This is a genomic window from Zoogloea sp. (assembly GCF_044344315.1).
Classification (GTDB): Bacteria; Pseudomonadota; Gammaproteobacteria; order Burkholderiales; family Rhodocyclaceae; genus Zoogloea.
Window position 1 is genome coordinate 34,408 of record NZ_JBIJDC010000012.1, and the last position, 22,566, is coordinate 56,973.

General features: G+C 66.0%; 19 protein-coding genes. 13 read left to right on the plus strand and 6 right to left on the minus strand.

Features of this window, described 5'->3' with window-relative positions; genetic code table 11:
- From ACIQ09_RS04255 to ACIQ09_RS04290, 8 genes are all read left to right on the plus strand, one after another.
- Positions 1–1,284: an acetyl-CoA C-acetyltransferase gene (locus ACIQ09_RS04255; protein WP_398306589.1), complete on the plus strand. Its 1,284-nt coding sequence runs from the start codon at positions 1–3 to the stop codon at positions 1,282–1,284.
- On the plus strand, positions 1,284–3,218 hold the full coding sequence (locus tag ACIQ09_RS04260; protein WP_398306530.1) for a 3-hydroxyacyl-CoA dehydrogenase NAD-binding domain-containing protein: 1,935 nt from the start codon (positions 1,284–1,286) through the stop codon (positions 3,216–3,218). The genes ACIQ09_RS04255 and ACIQ09_RS04260 overlap by 1 nt, the downstream gene beginning before the upstream one ends.
- Positions 3,219–3,238: 20 nt before the next feature.
- Entirely contained in the window at positions 3,239–3,646 is a 408-nt protein-coding gene (locus tag ACIQ09_RS04265; RefSeq protein ID WP_398306532.1) for an acyl-CoA thioesterase, read from the plus strand.
- 118 nt (positions 3,647–3,764) lie between these two features.
- Positions 3,765–5,045, plus strand: coding sequence for an OmpP1/FadL family transporter (locus tag ACIQ09_RS04270; protein ID WP_398306534.1), 1,281 nt, complete (start codon positions 3,765–3,767; stop codon positions 5,043–5,045).
- A 58-nt stretch (positions 5,046–5,103) separates the two neighbouring features.
- Positions 5,104–5,784 carry a TetR family transcriptional regulator gene (locus ACIQ09_RS04275; RefSeq protein ID WP_398306536.1) on the plus strand — a complete coding sequence of 227 codons (681 nt, stop codon included), beginning with the start codon at positions 5,104–5,106 and terminating at the stop codon, positions 5,782–5,784.
- A gap of 135 nt (positions 5,785–5,919) precedes the next feature.
- Entirely contained in the window at positions 5,920–8,304 is a 2,385-nt protein-coding gene (locus ACIQ09_RS04280) for a 3-hydroxyacyl-CoA dehydrogenase/enoyl-CoA hydratase family protein (protein ID WP_398306538.1), read from the plus strand.
- A 15-nt stretch (positions 8,305–8,319) separates the two neighbouring features.
- Complete coding sequence (locus tag ACIQ09_RS04285; RefSeq protein ID WP_398306551.1) at positions 8,320–9,516, plus strand: acetyl-CoA C-acyltransferase; 1,197 nt, start codon at positions 8,320–8,322, stop codon at positions 9,514–9,516.
- Between the two features lie 140 nt (positions 9,517–9,656).
- Entirely contained in the window at positions 9,657–10,454 is a 798-nt protein-coding gene (locus ACIQ09_RS04290; protein ID WP_398306553.1) for an enoyl-CoA hydratase/isomerase family protein, read from the plus strand.
- On the opposite strand, the gene ACIQ09_RS04295 is transcribed toward ACIQ09_RS04290, so the two are convergent.
- Entirely contained in the window at positions 10,444–11,193 is a 750-nt protein-coding gene (locus ACIQ09_RS04295; RefSeq protein ID WP_398306555.1) for a YdcF family protein, read from the minus strand. The genes ACIQ09_RS04290 and ACIQ09_RS04295 overlap by 11 nt on opposite strands.
- Before the next feature lie 168 nt (positions 11,194–11,361).
- On the opposite strand from ACIQ09_RS04295, the gene ACIQ09_RS04300 reads away from it, so the two are divergent.
- Complete coding sequence (locus tag ACIQ09_RS04300; protein ID WP_398306591.1) at positions 11,362–11,883, plus strand: DUF2802 domain-containing protein; 522 nt, start codon at positions 11,362–11,364, stop codon at positions 11,881–11,883.
- A complete protein-coding gene (locus ACIQ09_RS04305; RefSeq protein WP_398306557.1) occupies positions 11,880–12,833 on the plus strand; it encodes an SPOR domain-containing protein in 954 nt (317 codons plus the stop codon). Before ACIQ09_RS04300 ends, ACIQ09_RS04305 begins: the two co-directional genes overlap by 4 nt.
- A gap of 24 nt (positions 12,834–12,857) precedes the next feature.
- Here ACIQ09_RS04305 and ACIQ09_RS04310 read toward each other — a convergent pair whose 3' ends face one another.
- The 5 genes from ACIQ09_RS04310 to ACIQ09_RS04330 form a co-directional block, all read right to left on the minus strand.
- Entirely contained in the window at positions 12,858–13,079 is a 222-nt protein-coding gene (locus tag ACIQ09_RS04310) for a hypothetical protein (protein WP_398306559.1), read from the minus strand.
- A 76-nt stretch (positions 13,080–13,155) separates the two neighbouring features.
- Positions 13,156–15,366, minus strand: a complete 2,211-nt coding sequence (locus ACIQ09_RS04315) for a putative bifunctional diguanylate cyclase/phosphodiesterase (RefSeq protein ID WP_398306561.1) — start codon at positions 15,364–15,366, stop codon at positions 13,156–13,158.
- A gap of 57 nt (positions 15,367–15,423) precedes the next feature.
- The gene (locus ACIQ09_RS04320; RefSeq protein ID WP_398306563.1) at positions 15,424–17,523 is read right to left on the minus strand and encodes an ATP-binding protein; all 2,100 of its coding nucleotides are present in this window, start codon (positions 17,521–17,523) and stop codon (positions 15,424–15,426) included.
- 187 nt (positions 17,524–17,710) lie between these two features.
- Complete coding sequence (locus ACIQ09_RS04325) at positions 17,711–18,850, minus strand: EAL and HDOD domain-containing protein (RefSeq protein WP_398306565.1); 1,140 nt, start codon at positions 18,848–18,850, stop codon at positions 17,711–17,713.
- Between the two features lie 24 nt (positions 18,851–18,874).
- The gene (locus ACIQ09_RS04330; protein ID WP_398306567.1) at positions 18,875–19,903 is read right to left on the minus strand and encodes a CDP-6-deoxy-delta-3,4-glucoseen reductase; all 1,029 of its coding nucleotides are present in this window, start codon (positions 19,901–19,903) and stop codon (positions 18,875–18,877) included.
- A gap of 42 nt (positions 19,904–19,945) precedes the next feature.
- On the opposite strand from ACIQ09_RS04330, the gene ACIQ09_RS04335 reads away from it, so the two are divergent.
- Genes ACIQ09_RS04335 through ACIQ09_RS04345 form a run of 3 tightly spaced genes read left to right on the plus strand, consistent with a single transcriptional unit; the run spans position 19,946 to position 22,460 of the window.
- Positions 19,946–20,827, plus strand: coding sequence for an NAD-dependent epimerase/dehydratase family protein (locus tag ACIQ09_RS04335; protein ID WP_398306593.1), 882 nt, complete (start codon positions 19,946–19,948; stop codon positions 20,825–20,827).
- Positions 20,828–20,849: 22 nt separating this feature from the next.
- Positions 20,850–21,266 carry a CopD family protein gene (locus tag ACIQ09_RS04340; protein WP_398306569.1) on the plus strand — a complete coding sequence of 139 codons (417 nt, stop codon included), beginning with the start codon at positions 20,850–20,852 and terminating at the stop codon, positions 21,264–21,266.
- A 21-nt stretch (positions 21,267–21,287) separates the two neighbouring features.
- A complete protein-coding gene (locus tag ACIQ09_RS04345) occupies positions 21,288–22,460 on the plus strand; it encodes a class I SAM-dependent RNA methyltransferase (protein ID WP_398306570.1) in 1,173 nt (390 codons plus the stop codon).
- Positions 22,461–22,566 lie beyond the last annotated feature (106 nt).

Below are 22,566 nucleotides of genomic sequence, written 5' to 3' on the forward strand. Positions count from 1 at the left end.
ATGCCCGGCTCCATCTACATCATCGACGGCGCACGCACGCCCTTCCTCAAGGCGCGCAACGCCCCCGGGCCGTTTGCAGCCTCCGATCTGGCGACTGCGGCGGGCAGTGCCCTGCTGTCGCGTCAGCGCTTTGCGCCGGACCAACTCGACGAGGTCATCCTCGGCTGCGCCAGCCCCTCGCCGGACGAGGTAAACATCGGCCGGGTGGTGGCCCTGCGCATGGGCTGCGGCATCAAGGTGCCGGGCTGGACGGTGATGCGCAACTGCGCCTCGGGCATGCAGGCCCTGGATTCGGCCATGGCCAACATCCACAGCGGCCGCTCGCAGCTGGTGCTGGCGGGGGGCGTGGATGCCCTGTCCCGGGCGCCGCTGTTGTATTCCGACGCGATGGTGCGCTGGTTCGCCGGCTGGATGGGGGCGCGCAGCCTGGGACAGAAGCTGGCCATGGTGCAGAAATTCCGCCCGGGCTACCTGGCCCCGGTGATCGGCATCATGAAGGGCCTGACCGACCCGGTCGTCGGCCTGCTGATGGGGCAGACCGCTGAGAACCTGGCCTGGAAGTACGGCATCAGCCGGGAGGACATGGACGCCTTCGCCGTCGAAAGTCACCGCCGCGTGGCCGCAGCCCAGGACGCCGGCCATTTTGCCGATGAGCTGGTGCCGCTGATTGAGCGCGACGGCACGGTGCACGCTGCCGATGACGGCCTGCGCCGGGACGCCTCAATGGCCGGCATGGCCAAGCTCAAGCCTTTCTTCGACAAGAAATACGGTCGGGTCACCCCGGCTAACAGCTCCCAGATCACCGACGGGGCCACTTGGCTGGTGCTGGCGTCGGCGGCGGCGGTGGAGCGCTTCGGCCTCGAACCCATGGGGCGCATCGTGGACAGCCAGTGGGCCGGCCTGGAGCCGGAGCAGATGGGGCTTGGCCCCGTGCATGCCACCACGCCCATCCTGCAGCGCCATGGCCTGGGCCTGGGGGATCTGGACCTCATCGAGATCAACGAAGCCTTTGCCGCCCAGGTCATCGGCTGCCTGCGTGCCTGGCAGGATGCGGACTACTGCCGCAGCCGCCTGGGCCTGCCGGGCGCGCTGGGTGAAATCGATTCGGCCCGCCTGAACGTGGACGGCGGGGCCGTGGCTCTCGGTCATCCGGTGGGGGCCAGCGGCGCGCGCATCGTGTTGCATCTGCTCAAGGCCCTGCGCCGCAGCGGCGGCAAGCGCGGCATCGCCACCATCTGCATCGGTGGCGGGCAGGGCGGGGCCATGCTGGTGGAGGCACTGTGATGACATTCAAACACTGGACACTCGACCGGGACGCCGAAGGCATCGCCTGGGCCACCCTCGACGAGGCTGACGCCTCTGCCAACACCCTGGGCCTGGCCGTGATGGCGGAGCTGGCCGGCATCCTCGACCTGCTCGCCCAGCGCCCGCCCTCCGGCCTGGTGATCCGCTCCGGCAAGGCGGCCGGTTTCATCGCTGGCGCCAACATCGAGGAGTTCACCCGCATCGATTCTGCCGAGGCCGCCCGGGCCCTGGTGCAGCGGGGCTGGACCTTGTTCGAGCGCCTGGCCACGGTGGACTACCCCACGCTGGCCCTGATCCGCGGTCATTGCATGGGCGGTGGGCTGGAGCTCGCCCTGGCCTGCCGCTACCGCATCACGGTGGACGAGCCCGGCACACGCCTGGCCCTGCCCGAGGTGATGCTGGGCATCTACCCAGCCTGGGGGGGCATGCTGCGCCTGCCGCAATTGATCGGCCCGGCGGCAGCCCTCGACCTGATGCTGACCGGCAAGGGCGTGGATGCCGGCAAGGCCCGGCGGCTGGGCCTGGCCGACGACTGCGTTCCGCCCCGGGTCATGGACAACGCGGCGCGCATCATGCTGCTTTCCGGCCGTGCGCCGCGCCGCCTGCCGCTGCTGCAGCGCCTGCTCAACGGGCCCCTGCGCGGCATCGTGGCCGGCAAGGCGCGCAAGCAGGTGGCGCTCAAGGCCCGCCCGGAACACTACCCGGCCCCCTACGCGATTCTCGATGTGTGGGCCAACTACGCTGGCAACGCGTTGGCGGTGCCCGCCTCGTCTGCGTCCTCTTTGGAGTCCATCCTGCGGTCGCCGACGGCAAAGAACCTGATCCGGGTGTTCTTTCTGCAGGAGCGCCTGAAGGGCTTCGGCAAAGGTGCGGGCTTCAAGCCCCAGCGCGTCCACGTGATCGGTGCCGGCGTGATGGGGGGCGACATCGCCGCCGAGTGCGCCCTGCGCGGCATGATCGTGACCCTGCAGGATCAGTCCGTGGAGCGGATCGCGCCGGCCTTCGCCCGGGCGGCCAAGCGCTTCGAGCGCAAGTTCCGGGGCAAGCCGCGGGAGGCGCGCTTTGCCCTTGATCGGCTGATCCCCGATCCGGCGGGCCATGGCGTGGCGCAGGCCGACGTGATCATCGAGGCGATCTTCGAGAACCTGGATGCCAAGCGCGCCCTGTTTGCCGATATCGAGCGGCGGGCCAGGCCGGATGCGCTGCTGGCGTCCAACACCTCCAGCCTGCGCATTGCCGACATTGCCAGCGTGCTGGCCGATCCGGGCCGGCTGGTGGGCATCCACTTTTTCAACCCGGTGGCGGTGATGCCCCTGGTGGAGGTGGTGCGCACCCCGGGCACCGTCGACCAGTCGGCGGCCCGCGCCGCGGCCTTCGTGCGCCGGCTCGACAAGCTGCCCCTGCCGGTGCAGGACGAGCCCGGCTTCCTGGTCAATGCGGTGCTTGGCCCCTATATGTACGAGGCCCTGCGCTGCGTGGATGAAGGCATCGCCCCGGAGACTATCGACGCAGCCCTGACCGCCTTCGGCATGCCCATGGGGCCCATCGAGCTGGTGGATACGGTGGGGCTGGATATTGCCGTGGCCGCCGGCAAGGCCCTTGCGGGTGCCGATGCGGTGCTGCCCAGGGCCCTGGCGGACCGGGTTGCTGCCGGCCAACTGGGCAAGAAGACCGGGCAGGGCTTCTATGCCTGGCCCGATGGCAAGGTGAGCAAGCCCGCTGCGGGTGCCGTGCCGGTTGGTCTGGCCACGCGCATCGTCGCGCCATTGCTGGCGGCCAGCCAGACCTGTGTTGACCGGGGCGTGGTGGCCGATGCTGATCTGGCGGATGCCGGAGTTATATTCGGGACTGGTTTTGCCCCCTTCACGGGTGGTCCCCTCAATTTTGTCCGTGGCCAGCAGGCCGCTGGCTAAGACTGCTCCAGGAGTACTTCATGTCCGACGCACCCGTTCAGCTGCCCGCCGACAAACTTCCCGTCCTGCGCGTCATGCCCATGCCCCGGGATCTCAACCCCGCCGGCGATGTGTTTGGCGGCTGGATCATGTCCCAGGTGGACATCGCCGGCGCCGTGCCTGCCCGCCAGCGGGCCCGCGGCCGGGTGGCCACCATCTCGGTGAATTCCTTTGTCTTCAAGCAGCCGGTGTCGGTGGGTGACATCGTCAGTTTCTATGTAGACATCGTGAGAGTGGGGAAGAGCTCAATCACCGTGGATGTGGAGGTGTACGCCGAGCGCAATCCGGAAGATCCGGTGGTGGTCAAGGTGACCGAGGCGAAGCTGACCTATGTGGCGGTCAGTGCCAGCGGGGTCAAGCGTGAGATCCCCCCGGAGAGTGCTGCATAAAAACGACAGTTTGAAACGATTGCTGCAAAGCCACAGGCTTTTGCGGTTCTAGAATCGCCGGGGGGTCGGGCAACCCGCGGCTTGTCGATAAAACGCCCATCTGTGAGGAGACGCACCCATGAAAATGAAAATGATCGCCCGATTGATCCCGATGCTGACTCTCGGAATGGCCGCGGGGCAGGCTTCTGCGGCGGGTTTCCAGCTGCTTGAGCAGAACGCCAGCGGCATCGGCAATTCCTACGCCGGTTCGGCGGCCGTGGCCGAGAACGCCAGCACCATCTACTTCAATCCGGCCGGCATGACCCAGCTGCAGGCCCGGGAGGCCTCCGTAGGTATCTCCCTGGTGCGTCCCACCTTCAAGTTCAGCAACCAGGGTTCCAGCACCGGCGTGCTCGGCGGCAGTGGTACCGGCAATGATGCGGGGAGCTGGGCTTTCATCCCCAATGGTTACCTGTCCTGGGGCCTGACCAAGGATGTTTACGTGGGCGTGGGCTTCGGTGCACCGTTCGGCCTGGTTACCGAGTACGACAATCCCTGGCTGGGCGGTGCCCAGGCCATCAAGTTCGACATCAAGACCTACAACATCAATCCGAGCGTTGCCTGGCGAATCAATGACAAGGTTTCCGTGGGGGCTGGCCTGAACTACCAGCGAATGGAAGCCGAGTATGTGCGCCTGGCGACGGTGACTTCCGCCGCCTTGTCGGCCACCCGGGCCACTCTGGATGCCGGCGACAACAGCTGGGGCTGGAACGTGGGGGCCCTGTTCACCCTCAGCCCGAGCACCAAGGTGGGGGTGTCCTACCGTTCCAAGATCAAGCATGAGCTCGAAGGCAGTCTGGCCGTCAGCGGCCCTGCCGCAGGCGCTTCGGCTGCCCTGACCACGGGCAGCGCCAAGGCCAGCGTGGATCTGCCCGACACCTTCATCCTGTCGGTTGTCCAGAATCTCAACGACAAGTGGGAGATGCTTGGCGACATCTCCTGGACGGGCTGGAGCAGCATTCCCAGGGTGGATATCGTGCGTACCTCGGGTGCTCTCAACGGCGCCACCGTGCAGACCCTCGACACCCACTTCCGCGACACCTGGCGTTACGCCTTGGGGGCCAACTATCGCCTGAGCGACATGGTCAAGCTCAAGTTCGGTGTGGCCTACGACCAGACCCCGGTGCCCGATGCCCAGCACCGCCTGGTATCCCTGCCAGACAACAACCGCACCTGGTTCTCCACCGGGGCCCAGATCCGGATGAACAAGGGTTCGGTGCTGGACCTGGGGCTCGCGTATCTGAACGTGCCCGAGTCCAAGGTGGATAACAACCAGACTACCCTTGGGCGTGGCCGGGTGACCGGCGCCTACGACGCCCGGGTGTGGATCATGGGTGCCCAGTACTCGATGGCCTTCTGATCCCTTCAACCCCGCCGGGGGCGCCTGTGGCGGCCCTGGCCACTTTCCGGTTCTGCCCATGGTTCGCCCAGATAATCCCCTTCCCGACGCCAAGACACGCATCCTCGATGCGGCCGAACGCCTGTTCATGGAGAACGGCTATGCGGCCACATCGGTGCGCATGATCACCGGCGCTGCCGGGGTGCCGGTGGCGTTGGTCAGCTACCATTTCGGTTCCAAGCAGGGGTTGATGGAGGCTGTTTACGAGCGCGCCCTGGGCAGTCGCGGCGGCAGCCGGGTGAGCTACCTGGACAGACTGGAGGCGGACGCCAGCGGGCAGCCCATCGCCGTTGACGTGCTGGTGGATGCCTTCCTGTCCTCGGCCCTGCGCCTGACCCGCAAGGACAGCATTCCCGGCGAGGTCTTCAAGCAACTCATCGGCCGCGCCTTCTATGAGCCCGGACCGGGCACCGAGGCCTTCTTCCCGGCGGAATACCGGGAGGCCGTGGATCGCTATCGCCAGGCCTTCATGCGGGCTCTGCCCCACCTCAGCCAGGACGATGTGGTGTGGCGCATGTATTTCTTCGTCGGCATCGTGGCCTACGCCATGGCCGGAAAGGACGTGATGCGGATGACCGATACCTATACCCTCGCCGATGCGGGCGAGCCCGAAGCCATCATGGCGCGCCTGCGCCCTTTTGTCGTGGCGGGCTTCCAGGCGCCGGCCGGGGCGCTTTCCGCGGGGCTGACAACGCCCTGATTTTTCAAGCTTGTTGTATCCATGGGCAGCATTGCGCTAAGATTTGAACAGTTGTTCAAATATGGCCGCAGCAAGCCCGTGGCCCGTAGTCAATAACAAGGGCCCGCTCGCCGGGCCGAGTCAAAGGAGGCACATGTGAGCAGACTGATCATTCGCAAGGTGGCTGTGCTGGGTGCTGGTGTGATGGGGGCGCAGATTGCCGCCCACTGCGCCAACGCCGGCGTGCCGGTCATCCTCTTCGACCTTCCGGCCAAGGAAGGCCCCCCCAACGCCATCGCCAAGAAGGCCGTGGACGGCCTGAAGAAGCTCGAACCCGCACCCCTGGCCACCAAGGATCGCGCCCAGTTCATCGACGTGGCCAACTACGGCAGCGATCTGGACAAGCTGCGTGACTGTGATCTCATCATCGAGGCCATTGCCGAGAAGATGGAGTGGAAGCTGGACCTGTACGCCAAGGTCGCGCCCTTCATCCGCCCGGATGCCATCTTTGCCTCCAACACCTCCGGCCTGTCCATCAATGCCCTGTCCGAAGGCATGCCGGCCGAGGCCCGCGCCCGCTTCTGCGGCATCCACTTCTTCAACCCGCCGCGCTACATGGCGCTGGTGGAGCTGATCGCCACCCGCACGACCGATCCCACCACCCTGGATGCGCTGGAGGCCTGGCTGACCACGCGTCTGGGCAAGAGCATCGTTCGCGCCAAGGACACCCCCAACTTCGTCGCCAACCGGGTGGGGGTGTTCTCCATTCTGGCGGTGATGCACCACACCGCCCGCCTGGGCCTGGGCTTCGACGAGGTGGATGCCCTCACCGGCCCGCTGATCGGCCGGCCCAAGAGCGCCACCTACCGCACCGCCGACGTGGTGGGGCTCGACACCCTGGCCCATGTGATCGGCACCATGCAGGCCACCCTGCCGGGCGACCCCTGGCACGCCTTCTACCAGAGCCCCGAGTGGCTCACCGCCCTGATCGCCAAGGGCGTGCTGGGTCAGAAGACCAAGGGCGGCATCTTCCGCAAGGACGGCAAGGCCATCGTCGTGCTCGATGTGGCCAAGCAGGACTACCGCCCGAGCACCGGCGAAGTGGCACCGGAAGTGCTGGCCATCCTGAAGAACCGCAATCCGGCCGAAAAGTTTGCCCAGCTGCGCGCCAGCAGCCACCCCCAGGCCCGCTTCCTGTGGGCCATCTTCCGCGACGTCTTCCACTACTGTGCTTTCCACCTGGCCGACATCGCCGACAATGCCCGCGACGTGGATTTCGCCATGCGCTGGGGCTTCGGCTGGGCCCAGGGGCCTTTCGAGACCTGGCAGGCCGCCGGCTGGCAGGCGATTGCCGCGGCCGTGGAGGCCGACATCAAGGCCGGCGAGGCCATGATTGCCGCACCGCTGCCCGCCTGGGTCTTTGACGGGCGCGAGGCCGTGCATGCGCCGGAGGGCTCCTGGAGCGCCACCGACGCCGCCCTCAAGCCCCGGTCCACGCTGCCGGTGTATGGCCGCCAGCTCTACCCGGAGCAGGTGCTCGGCGAAGCCGCCCAGGAACCGGGCACCACTCTGTGGGAAAACGACGGGGTGCGTTTGTTGAACCTGCCGGCCCGGGACGCCCGCATCGGCATCCTGTCCTTCAAGTCCAAGATGCACGCCATCGGCGACGAGGTGCTGGACGGTGTGCTGGAAGCCGTGGCCCGGGCCGAACGTGACCTGGACGGTCTGGTGATCTGGCACGAAGCACCCTTTGCCGTCGGGGCCAATCTGGCCCAGGTGGCGGAGGCTTGCAAGGCTGGCCAGTTCGACATGCTCGAAAAGACCGTGGCCAAGTTCCAGCGGGCCTCCATGACGCTCAAGCACGCCATGGTGCCGACCGTGGCTGCGGTGCAGGGCATGGCCCTGGGCGGTGGCTGCGAGTTCGTCATGCACGCCAGCCACCGGGTGCTGGCCCTCGAAAGCTACGTGGGCCTGGTGGAGGCGGGCGTGGGCCTGATTCCGGCCGGCGGTGGCTGCAAGGAGTTCGCCCTGCAGGCGGCCACCCTGGCCAGCCGGGCGGCGGGGGGCGATGTCTTCCCCTTCATCCAGAACATGTTCCAGACCATCGCCATGGCCAACGTCTCCAAGAGCGCCCTGCAGGCGGTGGAGTTGGGCTTTGCCAAGGCGTCCGACGATATCGTCTTCAATGCCCGCGAGCTGCTGCATGTGGCCCTGCACCGGGCCCGTGCCATCGCGGAATCCGGCTATCAGCCGCCGCTGGTCCAGCGTGCCGTGACGGTGGCAGGGCGCAACGGCATCGCCACCTGCGAAATGATGCTGATCAACATGAAGGAGGGCGGCTTCATCTCCGCCTGGGACTACCGGGTCGCCAAGGCTGCTGCCACCGCCCTGTGCGGCGGCGAGGTAGACACCAATTCCCGGGTGTCCGAGCAATGGATCCTCGACGTGGAGCGGGCCCAGTTCCTGGACCTGCTGAAGACCGAACAGACCCAGCAGCGCATCGTGCACATGCTCGAGACCGGCAAGCCCCTGCGCAACTGAACGGAGACAGACAAGATGAGCAAACAGATTCAGGAAGCCTACATCGTCGCTGCCACGCGCACGCCGGTGGCCAAGCGCAGCGGCATGTTCCGTAACGTGCGCCCCGACGACATGCTGGCCCACGTGCTGCGTGCGGTGGTGGACAAGGTGCCGGGGCTGGACGCCAACGACATCGCCGACGTGATCGTCGGTTGCGCCATGCCCGAGGCGGAGCAGGGCATGAACGTGGCGCGCATCGGCGTGTTGCTGGCTGGCCTGCCCAACACCGTGCCCGGCATCACCATCAACCGTTTCTGCTCGTCCGGCCTGCAGGCCGTGGCCGATGCGGCAGCGCGCATCCGCCTGGGCGAGGCCGACGTGATGATCGCCGCCGGTACCGAGAGCATGACCGTGATGCCCCAGATCATGGGCAACAAGATTTCTCTCAACCCGGCGATCTTCGAGAAGGATGAGAACCTGGGCATCGCCTTCGGCATGGGTTTGACCGCCGAAAAGGTGGCGCAGCAATGGAAGGTGAGCCGCGAGGAGCAGGACGCCTTTGCGGTGCAGTCCAACCAGCGTGCCGCGGCGGCTATTGCCGCCGGTGCCTTCCGCGACGAGATCAGCCCCTACACCGTGCGCACCCACGTGCCCGGCGAAGGTGGCACGGTGCGCATCAGCGAGCGGATCTGCGATACCGACGAAGGCCCGCGGGGTGATGCCACCCTGCAAAGCCTTGGGAAGTTGAGGCCCGTATTCGCGGCGCGTGGCTCGGTGACTGCCGGCAACAGTTCCCAGATGTCCGACGGCGCCGGTGCGGTGCTGCTGATGTCCGAGGCCGCGGTGAAGCGCTATGGCGTCACGCCGATCGCCCGCTTCTGCAGTTACTCAGTGGCCGGCGTGCCGCCGGAGATCATGGGCATCGGCCCGGTGGAGGCGATTCCCCGGGCGCTCAAGGCCGCCGGCATCGGCAAGGATGCCCTGGACTGGATCGAGCTCAACGAAGCCTTTGCAGCCCAGGCCATTGCGGTGATGAAGCAGCTGGATCTCGATCCGGCGAAGATCAACCCCCAGGGCGGCGCCATCGCCCTCGGCCACCCCCTCGGGGCCACCGGGGTGATCCGCGCGGCGACCTTGATGAGCGCCTTCCAGCGCACCCCGGCGCGCTACGGGATGATCTCCATGTGCATCGGCACCGGCATGGGGGCGGCGGGCGTCTTCGAGCGCCTCTGAACGGCGGCCTGTCCGCTCCGGCCCATCGTGCGCCCGCCCGCGCCCGATGGGCTTTTTTACGTCGGGGCCTTCCCGCCGGCCGGCCTTCGGGGTGAAATGTCGAGTCTGCCTTGAGAAGTTGAACGAAAAGGAATCACCCCATGACCTCCCCTGTCCTGCTCGACGTCACCGATGGCGTCGCGACCCTGACCCTCAACCGACCGGCCGCGCTGAACGCCTTGTCGGTGGACATGATGAAAGCCCTGGCAGATGCCACGGCCCGGCTAAGCCACCAGGATGACCTGCGGGTCGTGGTGGTGGAGGGCGCTGGCGATCACTTCATGGCCGGGGGCGATCTGAAGGATTTTGCCGCCCATCTGCACCTGTCGCCCGAGAGCCGGCTGGCCACTTTCCGGGCCATGATCGAGCAGTACATCAACCAGAGCGTGGAAGCGCTGCAAGGCTTGCCGGTGCCGGTGATTGCGCGGGTGCAGGGCGCCTGCGCGGGCTTCGGGCTGTCCCTGGTGCTGGGCTGCGACATGGTGGTGGCGGCCGACAGCGCCTATTTCACGACCGCCTACGCCAGCATCGCCCTCTCCGGTGACGGCGGGGTGTCCTGGCTGTTGCCGCGTGTTCTCGGGCGGCGCAAGGCTTTTGAGCTGCTCTTGCTGGCCGATCGTTTCGATGCGGCCGAAGCGCAGCGCCTGGGGGTGGTGAATCGGGTTGTGCCGGCCGCCGAGCTCGACGCCGCCGTGGCCGATCTGGTGGCGCGCGTCATGCGCGGCCCGGGCCGCACCTACGGCGAAATCAAGCGCCTGCTCAACGCTTCGCCCGATCAGTCGCTGGGTGCCCAGCTGCAGCTGGAGGCCGAGGCCTTTGCCCGGTGTACCTCCCGGCCCGATTTCGATGAAGGCATCAACGCCTTCCTTGGCAAGCGCAAGGCACGCTTCAACGGCTGAGGCGGTAGGCCAGCAGGCCCAGCCATTCGTGGCTGGCGTACCAGCCGGCGTAGGCACTGCTCATCCCCGGCAGGGAGGGCGGGGCGCCGTCGTCGGGCTTGCGGTTCAGCAGATGGGCTGTGGGGGCGGGCACAACGCTGAAGCCCGCGGCCTCGAAGGCTTCCACCGAGCGCCGCATATGGGCCGCGTGGGTGACCAGCACGATGCGTCTGTGCCCGGTGGGCAGCATGACCGCGGCGCAGTAGTCGGCATTCTCCCGGGTATCCCGTGAACGGGACTCGACCCAGCGCACTGCCACACCAAAATCCTCCCCCAGGCTGGTCTTCATCAGCTCGCCTTCGGCCGTGCCACCGTTCGGCGCACCGCCACTGACCATCACGGGCAGGCCGGAGCGGCGGGCCAGGCGTGCGCCGTAGCGGATCCGCTCCAGGCTCAGGGCGTTCACCGTCTCTCCGTCGAATTCAGGCGCATAGCTCCGCCGGCCGCCGGCCAGGATGACGATGGCGTCGGCGCCTTGAAGGGCCTGCATGCTCACCGGAGGTGCGCTCTCGAGTCCGTCGAGCATCAGCTTGACGGTGGCGGGGGTGCTCAGCGCCAGCGCCGCCAGCAGCCCCGCGGTGGCCACGATGCGTCCTGCCCGGGGGCGGTAGATCGCCAGCAAGAGACCGAGGGCGATCAGGATGAGTGGCCCCAAGGGGGGCAGAATCAGTGCTGCGAGGAACTTTTTGAGTATGAACATGATGAAAAGGCGCGGCCCGGCGGGGCGCCGCATTGTCGGTGGAGTGGCGCACGGCTATTATCGCAGCGTCAATTGAATGCCAGCCACCGGGGGAACGATCATCGTCAGCATTGGGTTTGAATCACGCCGCAGCGGCAGGCCTGCCGGGGAGCTTGCTCAGTGATCGAAATGGGTGTGCATGAGGGGGTATGGGCGCTGGTGACGGTGCTCCTTCTCTACTTGGCGGTGATCCTTTTCCGGTTGGCCATTCCGCGGAAGCCTGCGAATGCGGGTGAGCCACAGGGTGCGCCGAAGACCTTGCTGGTGGACGCACCTGCAGTCCCCGTTCCTGAGCCCGAAGTTCAGCCCCTGCCGCCGCCCAGCCCGGAGGAGGAGGCCGTGTCGCGGGAACTGCTCAACGAACTCGAGATCCAGCAACTGCGCCGTGATGTGGCCCAGCTGCGTACCGAGAGTGACTTCCTGCGTCGTGAGCTGGCCGCGACCCGCCGTGATGTGGACGAATTGCGTGATGCCCAGCAGGCGTCCCGGGAGCGCGTGCAGTACACCCGCCCGGTTTCGCCGCAGCATTCCGAGGCAATGTTGCTGGCTGGCAGGGGAATCGAGGCGGCACGGATTGCCGAGCATTGCGGTATTTCCGTGGCAGAGGCGGAGCTGGTCTGCGCCCTGGCACGGGCGGAGGGGGGAGGATGAGCGAGCAGATCAGGACACCAGAGCAGGAGCCGGCCGGAGACGATGACGCCCGACGCCAGTTGTGGATTCGGGCGGGAGTGGCAGGCGGCCTGATTTCGCTGCTGCTGGGTGGGCTGGCGCTGTTTGACCACCTGTCCCGGCCAGCGCAGCCCGAAGAGGTGGCCTTGCCCACCAAACCCATTGCCCCTGCCCAGATCACCCCGGACGCCGGGCGCGATGCGCCACCCGACGTGGTGCGAGCGGGCGGCGAGGGAGCGGTGCCAGACGATGTGCCACCCGCCTTGGCCCCTGAAGGCTCGGCGCCGCCCAGTCTGCCCGATACCGAAGCAGGACGGCCTGATGACAAGTCCGATCGGCTCGCGGAAGGTACGCGGCCCGAGGGGACGGTTGCTCCTGGTGCGCGGCCGCCTGCACGGCCTGCCAATGCGGCGGCGACGGCGATTCATGGGGACGCCCCCAGGGCGCCAGCCCGTGAATTGATGCCCGTGAAGCCGGCGGCAACCGTGCCGCCGACACCGGCTGCGCCGGTGGCCGCCGTGCCTGCAAGCGCTCCGCGCCCGTCCGGCCCGGCTGCGGTGGTGGCTCCTGTCGTGTCTTCGCCCGGCCGTCCCGCGCTTGCCGCACCCGTCGCGCCGTCGGTGCCCCAGGTAGCCGCAGTGGCTGCGCCGGCAGTGATGCAGAAACCCGCCCAGCCGTCCCAGTCTCAGCCGTCCCCGCAGCCTGTGACTGCAGAGGCCGGGCGGGGTTATGTCCTGCAGTTCGGCTTCTTCTCCAACGTTGCCTCGGCTGAAGAGATGAAGGCGCGTCTGGCCCAGGCCGGCGTTCCATCCCAGATCGAAACCCGTCTGATCGTCGGACCCTTTGCCGATCGCAAGGATGCCCTCGCGGCCCAGGCCCGCCTGCGCGAGAAGGGGGTCGATGTGGGGGTGCTGCTGCCGCTGGGGCGTTGAGCGCCTGAGCCCGATTGCCGGTCGTCAGGCCGTGACGATGGCGAGAGCGTGGCCGGTGCGACAGCGCAAGGCCAGCACCGGTTGCGGTCCGCGCGGTTCGGCCGCCCAGATGGCGGCCTGGTCGCCCAGATTGCGGGCAATTTCATAGCCGCGCTGCTTGAGCCAGGCCGGGTCGAGATGTTCGGCGACCAGACGCGGTGTTTCCGGGTGTTGGGGGTGGGCCAGGATGAGGCGGAAGATTCCCATGACGATCTCCAGATGGATTCGACTGGGTTCCCAATCTAGCGGTGAAATGTGACGGTTGTTGATGGCGCCTGACCGATCAGGAGGCTGCACTTGCCGTCGGTGGCGTGACGCCCGGAAGGCGGAACTCCTGCAGGATGCGGGTGGCTTCGTCCACATTTACCGGCCTTGAGAACAGGAAACCCTGCATCTCGTCACAGCCCAGGATCTCCAGGGCGTTCATCTGGTCGTCGCGCTCGACGCCCTCTGCAGCAAGCCGGATGTCGAAACCACGGGCGATGCCGGCAATGGCGCTGACGATGGGGTGGTCTTCGGTGGTCTTGATGTCCTTGACGAAACTCCGGTCGATCTTCAGGCGGGTCGCTCCACAGCGCTGCAGGTAGGCGAGGGACGAGTAGCCTGTGCCGAAATCGTCAATGGCAATCCCGATACCGAGTTCCCGCAGGCTCTGCATGCGCAGGGACACCTTCTCGCTGTCCTCGAGGAGCAGTCTTTCGGTGATCTCCAGCTCGAGGCTGTGGGCCGGCAGGCCATGGCGGGTGAGCACACGGGATACGGTGTCGTCGAGATCGGCATGGTCGAAGTCCCGGGACGAGAGATTGGTGGACAGGCGCAGTTCCGGGTAGCGGTGACGCCAGGCTGACAGCTGCGCGCAGGCCGTGTCGAGGACCCAGCGGGTGATTTCGTGAATGATCCCAGCTTCTTCTGCCAACTGGATGAAACGCGACGGTGCCACCACACCATGCACCGGATGGCGCCAGCGCACCAGGGCTTCCATGCCGGTGATGCCGCTGCGCGACAGGCTGATCAGGGGCTGGTAATGCACCTCCAGCTCATTGCGGGAGAGGGCCTGACGGAGCTCCTTCTCAAGGGACGTGCGTGCCCGGTAGGTGGCGTGCATGTCGGGCGAGAAGAAGCCGCAGGCATTGCCTCCATTACCTTTGACCTGATGCATGGCCACACTGGCGTGCTGGATCAGGTCTTCGGCGCTGTTGCCGTCTTCCGGGTGGAGGGCGATGCCCATGCTGATGGTGGCGGTGAATTCGCCATCGGCAATCAGGAAGGGTGTGCGGAAGGCCTGCAGGACTTTTTCGGCGATGGCTTGGGCATCGAGCTTGGAGCCGATGTCGGGCAGCAGCACGACGAACTCGTCACTGCCGTGGCGGGTCAGGGTATCGCCCTTGCGCAGGCATTGGCGCAGGCGCAGGGCTACGGCACGCAGTAGCGCATCGCCTTCTCCCTGGCTGTAGGTGTCGTTCACCAGCTTGAAGCGGTCCATGTCGATGAACAGCACGGCGATGTGGGTCTTGCGCCGCTTGGCTTGGGCAATGGAGAGATTCAGCCGGTCACGGAACAGATCGCGATTGGGTAGCTGCGTGAGCGGGTCGTGGTAGGTCTGATAGCCCCCTACCTGTTCGTTGGCCCGGTAGCCAGGCAGGCTGCGGGCTGCGCCGTAGGTGCCGGCGTAATATATGGGCGCGCGGGAGTCGTTGCGGTTGTAGATCCCCATGGCGTTGAGGACGATGGTGACCGGACCGTGTTCGTCATTCTCGCTGTCGCCAAAGGGATTGCGCGTCAGGCGGAGGGCCAGATTGCTGGTGGCTCTTGGGCCGGTGCGACGTTCGTTGAACGAGAAGCGGGCGCGCTCCAGATCCTCGGGATAGACGATTTCGGAGAAATGCTTGCCGAGGAGCGTGCTGCGGGGGTGGCCGAGCAGGGATTCGATGCGCTGGTTGAGGTAGCTGAAATGACCGTCAGCATCCAGGGTGTAGATCAGATCGAGGGAGTTTTCGACCAGGTAGCGGTGCATCTGCTCGGAGGATTCCAGACGCTGCCGCACCTGCCGATTGTTGCGTTCCTGCTGTCGTTTGGCGAGGACGGTGCTGACCGAGCGGCGCAGCTGCTCGGCACTGTAGGGCTTGAGGAGAAAGTCTGCGGCACCTCGGCGCAGTGCACCCACAGCCGCTTCCACGGACTGCTCGGCACTGATCATGATCACCGATTCGCGGCGGTCGTGGCTGAGCAGCCAGTCCATCACCGCCAGGCCCGAGGCGTCGGGCAGGCGGAAGTCGAGGACGATCAGGTCATAGGCGGTGGTGTGGAGGCGGGCCAGTGTTTCGGCTACCGATCCGCACTCTTCGATCAGCCGGTCATCGCCCTGAAGGAGCGCGGTGATGGAGCGTGCCAGGGACGGTTCATCGTCGATGACCAGGATGCGGACAAGAGCTTCGGCCGATGTGCGCCGACTCCCTTCCGGTGGGAAGGGCTGCCCTTTCCAGGGGATGAACATTATGGCTCCCTGACGTGGGTCTATTATTTTGCACCGCAATCATGCACCAAATCATGCTCAGGCCGCCAGCGGCATGAAAATCTGGAACACAGTGCCAGAACCGAGCTGACTGCGACACAGGATGGTACCGCCGTTGTTAGTGACCAAATCGCGAACCACCGGCAGGCCAACTCCGCCGCCGGGCTTGGTGCTGTTGCGGGCACCCCCGGCAAACAGGTTCTGGACGCGTTCCGGGGACATGCCGGGGCCGTTGTCCACCACCCGCACTTCCAGGCACGGACTGCCGTTGGCGTTGATGCCAGCCACCGCCGATACGGTGAGCTTGCCGCCCTCGGGGATCGCTTCTGCGGCGTTCTTGAAGAGGTTGAGGAGCACCTGCTTGAGGGCATCCGGCGGAATGGCTGCGGCCGGAAGGTTGGGCGAGGTGCGCAGTTCGAAGTGGATGCCACGGCGGGCGAACAGGGCTTCGCCATACAGGGCCCGCAGATCGTGGAGGATCTCGGCGACACCGCTGTGGGCCGGGCCCGTCGGGAGGATGCCGGTAAAGTCGCTGGTCTTGCGGATCAGTGCGCCAACCCGGTCCAGTTCGTCGCTGAGAAGATTGAGCTGCTCCTTGAGCGTGGCGTCTTCCACCTTCTCGTCGATGATGCCCAGGTAGGTCTTGATGACGGTCAGCGGGTTGCTGGCTTCGTGAGCGATGCGTCGGGCGTGGTCCACATAGCGGCGGCCGACGTTCTCCTCGATCTCGTGACGCAGGCGCTCTTCGGCATTGCGCTCGGAAATACGCAGTGTGGCGGCGTTGGTAAGGAGCTGGCGCAGGGTGTGTTCGATCTCCTCCCCCGCGTCCTCGGTGCTGGGGCAGGGAAAGACGGCAACGCCGGACTCGAATCCATTGCTCCAGGGCACGCACAGTAGTCCGTCGCTTTCCAGCCAGCGGGCGAGTTGCCAGTCGGCGGCACTACGACCGGGCGGACGGGGTGCGGCCTGAAAGCGGGTCTCTACGGCGTCCCGATAGGCTTCGGCTATGACGCTGTTCTGATCATCGGCGGCGATTCGGATCTGGCTCAGGCCGGGGTGGGCGGGATTGGCCGCGCCGGTCAGCTCGTCGCTGTCCACCGCCTTGACAAAGAGTACGGGCGCGTCAAGACAGATCAGCAGCCGGGCGGCAAGACTGAAATCGGTCCATGCCGAGCAGCCCTTGCTGAAACTGCTGCGGGTAAAGGCGCCCAGCGCAGCCCGGGCAATGCCCGAATCGATCACCTCTGGCCCCTTGTTGTCGTTTCCGGTCGGGCTCCACGGGCGGCAGAACATCGTCGTTTCGACAGGGATGCCGAGGGCGTTGGCTCGATCTTGAACAGTCCGCGTGGTATCGGCCAGCAGGCTGACCAGGATCGCGCCGTCGAGCTGGGTGAGGCGGCAGGCGGCTTCGAGGCTGAGCGGCGCCTGGTTGCCCCGGTAGGACGCCAGCTCTTCGGCGGCCGCGGCGATGCGCACCAGCGGATGGGCGCTTACCAGGCTGGCTGCATCGGCTTGATGCAGGGCAATGGCGTCGGCAACGCCCGTCGGCAGGCCGCAGCGAGCGGCCAGGCTGGAGGAAATCTCGGCGTGATCCTGACCGTAGCGCTCCCATTCACTTGCGCTGAGGGCACGCTCATCGGAAGTGTCGGCGAGGACCTGGAGGTAGTCGTCCGAGTATTCGGTCAGCCAAAGCAACCCGATGTCGTGGAGCAGGCCCGCGGCATAGGCTTCGTCCGGAGCGGGATAGCCGGTTTCGCGGGCAATATGGGCAGCCAGTTCGGCGACGAACTGGCTGTGCAGGCAGTGGTGGCGGTGGGAGCCCACGCTTGTCCGGCGTTGCGGCTGCTGCACGATGTGCCGCAGGGCCCACGCCTGCAGGAGTCCGGCTTCAGTGTTCTCTACTCTTTGCGTAATGGCTTCCAGCAGGGACGCAGCTTCACTCTTCGCAAGGGGGCTGGTTTGCAGCAACTCGAAGACCAGAACCGGGTCGAGCAAGATGATGCTGGCTGCATCCCTTGGGGCGGGGGTCCCGACAGAGAGGACCCGCAGGAGAGCTGTGGCGGTCTCGCGCAGGCCGGGAAGGCGCAAGGTTGGAACCGCAGCGGGACGTCGCAATTTGGAGATTCGGGTGGTTTGCATGAACGAAGCACATTTTTCGCAGATTTTGTGCTTTCGATTCTAACCGTGCCCCCCATGTCACCAACTGTGACATAAGTTTGCCGAAACCATGTGTCCGGGGCCCGAACGTGACTCAGTTCGCAACCGAGAGCATGGTTTTCAGGGGGCAATAAACCCTCTGGCGTGGCCTGCCGTGGAGGTGAAGAGCTCAGCCGAACTGAAGGCTGTCGGCGAAAGCCAGCGCTTCGAGGTGAGCGCGATTGACCTGTTCGCACGAAATGTGGAGGTCTTTGGCGAGGGCCGCAAGGTTCTTGTCATCAAAGCTTTCGAGTGCCCGGGCCAGCTTGAGGAAGGGCGCGTACACACCTTCTCCGGTGAGCAGGGCATCGGCGATGGGGGCCGGAAGGTGCATCTCTTCGAGGGCCGATTGCAGGCTGGCGCCGAGGAGCAGGTGGAGCATGGAGAAGGCGCCTGTAATGAACAGGTTGTCCAGCTCGCCTTTCTCGAAAAAGGCGGTGCCGATCTTTTCCATGAAGCGTCCGCGGGCAATCGCGGTTTGCATCAGAGCCGGTGCTGCAGGATCGCGACTGGCCGATACAAGAAGCACCGAAAGCCACTTATTGAGCTTTTCGTAACCAAGGATGGTCACTGCGTGGCGGAAGGACTGGATCTCGCACATCAGTCCAAAACCGGCGGAATTGATATATCTGAGCAGTTTGTAAGAAAGTGCCACGTCCTGTTTGAGGACGGTCTCGATTTCCTTTACTTCAGCGTTTCTGCGCACCAGGTTCATCAGCCGCACGATCTGGGCGTGGGAGGGCGCGAGCTTGCCATTGCTAGTGACGCCCCGCAGGAAGAACCAGCCTGAGGCGCCGTCATAGCCCTGGATGATGGCGTCGCGGAACTCGGGGACATCCGACAGGCCCCAGGCCAGGGCCAGACCCGGTGGATCGGCGGGGAGATTCTGGCGCTTGGCGTCGATGATCACGAAGCGCCACGGCACGTTGGGCGGTAGCACCGTGTCGTGCTGGTACCAGGTGAGGTTGAGGCTGATGTCGGCCGCCTGGAGTTGGGGGATCAGCGACAGGGTCAGGGGGTGGGCGATGGACTGGACGGGAATCTCGACCATGGCGTTGGCCGGGGCGATCCAGTTGAGCAGATCCGGGGTGGGCACCAGCTTGTAGAGGCTGACGAAGACCGGATGGGTCGACGGCCACACGTCGGAGAGGCCGTCGAGGGCCTCTACCGCCTGGGAAACCGAGGCAGCATGGACGATCAGCCGGTTGGCGGTGATCTTGTGCTGTTTGTTGATGACCGGTTCGCGGGTGATCAGGACGGCATTGCTCATGGGCGCAGGGTTCCGGTGCGGAGCTCAGGCGGCTCCAGCGTCATTCGAGTAGCTGAAGGCGTCAGCGAAGAAGGCCTCGGGCGGCAGGCCACAGTGCCCGGTGAGGTCGGTCCGGGCCGCGTCGATCATGGCCGGCGAGCCGCAGGCATACACTTCGTGGCCGGACATGTCGGGCAGATCTGCCATCAGGGCATGGTGGGCGAAACCGCTGCGGCCCGTCCAGGCGTCGCCGGCAGGGGCGTCAGAGAGCACCGGCACAAAACGGAAACCGGGCAGGCGGGCCTCCCAGTCGCGGGCGATGTCGAACTGGTACAGGCCGGCCAGATCACGGCTGCCCCAGTAGAGGGTCATGGGGCGCTTCAGGCCGGTGGCAATGGCGTTCTCGACGATGCTCTTGATCGGCGCAAAGCCGGTGCCACCTGCCAGCAGAACGACCGGCCGGGTGGAGTCTTCGCGCAGGCGGAAACTGCCCAGGGGGCCTTCAAAGCGCAGGATGTCCTTTTCCTTGAGCTTCTCAAAGACGTGAGTGGTGAAGCGCCCGCCGGGAACCAGGCGGATGTGCAGCTCAAGGTAGTCGGCGCCGGTGGGAGCGTTGGCGATGGAGAAGCTGCGGCGCTTGCCATCGGCGAGGAGAAAGTCGATGTACTGACCGGCCACGAACTGGAACTTCTCGCTGGCGGGGAGCTTGATTTCGAGGACGATCACGTCGGCGCCAATGCGCGTCAGCTTCTGCACACGACAGGGCAGCTTCTTGACCGGAATGTCTCCGGCGCGGCTGACCTGGCGGACTTCGACGACCAGGTCGGAGCGTGGCGAGGCACAGCACAGCAGGGCCATGCCGGCATCACGGTCGGCCGTGGTGAGGGTCGATTCGGAATAGCGCCCCTGTTCCACCTGGCCTGACACGATCTTGCTCTTGCAGACGCCGCAGGCACCGTCGCGGCAGCTGTAGGGGAGGAGCAGACCCGCGGCCAGGGCGGAGGCGAGAACGGTTTCTTCACTGCCGGCTTCAAAATGGAGGCCGCTGGGTTGGAGGGTGACCTGGAACGACATGGTGGGTGGCCGTGAGATAATCGAAAGATGAAACGTCGAAAAATGAAGCAGGTGCTGATTGTAGGCAGTGGCGACGTGGCCCGCCGGATCATTCCCTGGCTGGCTGCGCGCTTTCGCGTGATGGCGGTGACGAGGCGCGCCGAGGAGTGCGTCGCGCTGCGTGCGCTGGGGGCCACGCCCCTTGTCGCCGACCTCGATCTGCCCGACACCCTGCACCGCCTCGCCGGCATTGCCGACTACGTGCTGCACTGTGCGCCGCCGCCCGCTCAGGGCCTTGATGACCCGCGCACCCGGCGCCTTCTGGCAGCCCTGACGCGTCGCGGGAGTCTACCACGACGGATAAGCTACATAAGTACCACCGGTGTCTACGGCGACTGCGCCGGAGCCTGGCTGGACGAGACGCGGCCGCTGCGTCCGGACTCGGCCCGGGCAGGGCGGCGGGTGGCGGCGGAGGCGCATCTGCGCGGCTTCGGCATGCGTACCGGCTGTCGCGTCAGCATCCTGCGGGCACCGGGGATCTACGATACGGAGGCCCGCCTTCCGCGGGCCCGCCTGCGCAAGGGGGATCCCGTCCTGGTGGCCGAGGACGACGTGTTCACCAATCACATCCATGCCGACGACCTGGCGCGCCTGTCGGCCCTGGCCCTGTTCCGTGGCCGGCCCAATCGGGCCTATAACGCCAGCGACGACAGCACGATGCGCATGGGGGATTACTTTGATCTGGTGGCCGACGCCTGCGGTCTGCCCCGGGCACCCCGCCTGCCGCGGGCCGAGCTGGCGGGCCGCCTTTCTGCGATGACCCTGTCCTTCATGTCCGAGTCGCGGCGCCTGATGAATGGCCGCATCAAGCGGGAACTCCGTGTCCGGCTGCGCTATCCGACCGTGGCCGACGCCCTTGCGACCATGCCGCCCACCGCTTCCTGAAACCTGAATCGAGTCCGACACCATGCTTTACCTCAGTATCAAGGCCCTGCACATCATCTTTGTCACCAGCTGGTTTGCCGGCCTGTTCTATCTGCCTCGCCTTTTCGTCAATCACGCCATGGTCACCGACACCGCTACCCTGGAACGCCTGGCCCTGATGGAGCACAAACTTTATCGTTTCATGACGCCCCTGGGCATTCTGGCCGTTGCCCTGGGCATGTGGCTGTGGTTCGGCTTTGACCTGAGCGGTGGCTGGCTGCATGCCAAGACCGCACTGGTGACTTTGCTGATCGTCTACCACCTGTACTGCGGCCGCCTGATGCGTGCCTTTGCCGAGGGGCGCAATACCCGCAGCCATGTCTGGTACCGCTTCTTCAATGAAGTGCCCGTGCTGGTGCTGTTTGTGGTGGTCTTCCTTGTGGTGCTGAAGCCTTTCTGATCCTTTATCCGGACGCCTGCCTTGAATTTCTTTTCTCCCTGTCCCCGCGGCCTTGAGCCGCTTCTCGCCGAGGAGCTGAAGGCTCTCGGTGTCGCCGATCCCAGGATCGTTCCCGGCGGTGTGCATTTCGCCGGTGAGTGGTCCCTGTGCTATCGGGTGAACCTGGAAAGCCGTATTGCCACCCGTGTGCTGTGGCAGATCACCATGGGCCGCTACCGCAGCGAGGAGGACATCTACCGGATCGCCTACGCGCCCACCTGGGCCCGCTGGTTTACGCCCGATCAGACCATCCGGGTCTTCGTGGTGGCCCACAAGTCGCCCCTGCGCAGCCTGGAGTTCGCCACCCTGCGCATCAAAGATGCGGTGTGCGACCACTTCCGAACCGTCGCCGGGCGGCGGCCCGACGTGGATACCCAGTCGCCCGACATGCGCATCCACGCTTTCCTGTCGGCCGATACGGTCACGCTGTATCTGGATACTTCGGGCGATGCACTCTACAAGCGCGGCTTCAAGCAGGCCGCGGTGGAGGCGCCCCTGAAGGAGAACCTGGCGGCCGGCATCCTGCGCCTGACGGGCTGGAAGCCGGGCGAGGAGGCCTTGTGCGACCCCATGTGCGGCAGCGGCACCTTCCTGATGGAAGCGGCCCAGATGGCCCTTGACGTGGCGCCGGGCCTGGGCCGCCATTTTGCCTTCGAGCGCTTCAAGCAGTATGAAAGGGATGTCTGGCACCCTATCCGCCAGGCCGCCGAGGCTCGCCGCCAGGCCCCCCGCAAGCTGGCCATCTACGGCTCCGACATTCTGGAAGCCCAGCAACGCAAGACCATCGTGAACCTGCGCAGCGCCGGTCTGGATGGCTGCGTCGAGGTGGGGCGCGGGGATCTGCTGGATCTGCAGGCGCCGGCCGCATCCGGCGTGCTGATCGCCAACCCGCCTTACGGCGTGCGCTTGTCGGATACAGCAGAGCTGGAGGCGTTCTACCCGAAACTCGGCGACGCCCTGAAGGCCCACTGGGCTGGCTGGCGCTGCTACTTCTTCAGCGGCGACCCCGCCTTGCCCAAAGGCGTCCGCCTCAAGGCCAGCAAGCGCACCCCGCTGTTCAACGGCGCCATCGAATGCCGGCTGTTCGAATACCAGATGGTCGCCGGCTCAGCCCGCAAACCCAAGCCCTCGGACAATGAGGATCTGAACGATTGAGGGTGTCGCAGCCAGCCTCTTAACCGGCCGCGCCGAATGGGGGCAGGAAGCGTAGCAAGCGGTCCAAGGTCGCGATGAGGCGCGCAGCCGTACTTGAGTACGGCGA

Excerpts from the sequence above, each read along its gene's own strand:
- ACIQ09_RS04255 (WP_398306589.1), top strand. The coding sequence starts at position 1 with ATGCCCGGCTCCATCTACATCATCGACGGCGCACGCACGCCCTTCCTC.
- ACIQ09_RS04260 (WP_398306530.1), top strand. The coding sequence starts at position 1,284 with ATGACATTCAAACACTGGACACTCGACCGGGACGCCGAAGGCATCGCC.
- ACIQ09_RS04265 (WP_398306532.1), top strand. The coding sequence starts at position 3,239 with ATGTCCGACGCACCCGTTCAGCTGCCCGCCGACAAACTTCCCGTCCTG.
- ACIQ09_RS04270 (WP_398306534.1), top strand. The coding sequence starts at position 3,765 with ATGAAAATGAAAATGATCGCCCGATTGATCCCGATGCTGACTCTCGGA.
- ACIQ09_RS04275 (WP_398306536.1), top strand. The coding sequence starts at position 5,104 with ATGGTTCGCCCAGATAATCCCCTTCCCGACGCCAAGACACGCATCCTC.
- ACIQ09_RS04285 (WP_398306551.1), top strand. The coding sequence starts at position 8,320 with ATGAGCAAACAGATTCAGGAAGCCTACATCGTCGCTGCCACGCGCACG.
- ACIQ09_RS04290 (WP_398306553.1), top strand. The coding sequence starts at position 9,657 with ATGACCTCCCCTGTCCTGCTCGACGTCACCGATGGCGTCGCGACCCTG.
- ACIQ09_RS04295 (WP_398306555.1), bottom strand. The coding sequence starts at position 11,193 with ATGTTCATACTCAAAAAGTTCCTCGCAGCACTGATTCTGCCCCCCTTG.
- ACIQ09_RS04300 (WP_398306591.1), top strand. The coding sequence starts at position 11,362 with ATGGGTGTGCATGAGGGGGTATGGGCGCTGGTGACGGTGCTCCTTCTC.
- ACIQ09_RS04305 (WP_398306557.1), top strand. The coding sequence starts at position 11,880 with ATGAGCGAGCAGATCAGGACACCAGAGCAGGAGCCGGCCGGAGACGAT.
- ACIQ09_RS04310 (WP_398306559.1), bottom strand. The coding sequence starts at position 13,079 with ATGGGAATCTTCCGCCTCATCCTGGCCCACCCCCAACACCCGGAAACA.
- ACIQ09_RS04315 (WP_398306561.1), bottom strand. The coding sequence starts at position 15,366 with ATGTTCATCCCCTGGAAAGGGCAGCCCTTCCCACCGGAAGGGAGTCGG.
- ACIQ09_RS04320 (WP_398306563.1), bottom strand. The coding sequence starts at position 17,523 with ATGCAAACCACCCGAATCTCCAAATTGCGACGTCCCGCTGCGGTTCCA.
- ACIQ09_RS04325 (WP_398306565.1), bottom strand. The coding sequence starts at position 18,850 with ATGAGCAATGCCGTCCTGATCACCCGCGAACCGGTCATCAACAAACAG.
- ACIQ09_RS04330 (WP_398306567.1), bottom strand. The coding sequence starts at position 19,903 with ATGTCGTTCCAGGTCACCCTCCAACCCAGCGGCCTCCATTTTGAAGCC.
- ACIQ09_RS04335 (WP_398306593.1), top strand. The coding sequence starts at position 19,946 with ATGAAGCAGGTGCTGATTGTAGGCAGTGGCGACGTGGCCCGCCGGATC.
- ACIQ09_RS04340 (WP_398306569.1), top strand. The coding sequence starts at position 20,850 with ATGCTTTACCTCAGTATCAAGGCCCTGCACATCATCTTTGTCACCAGC.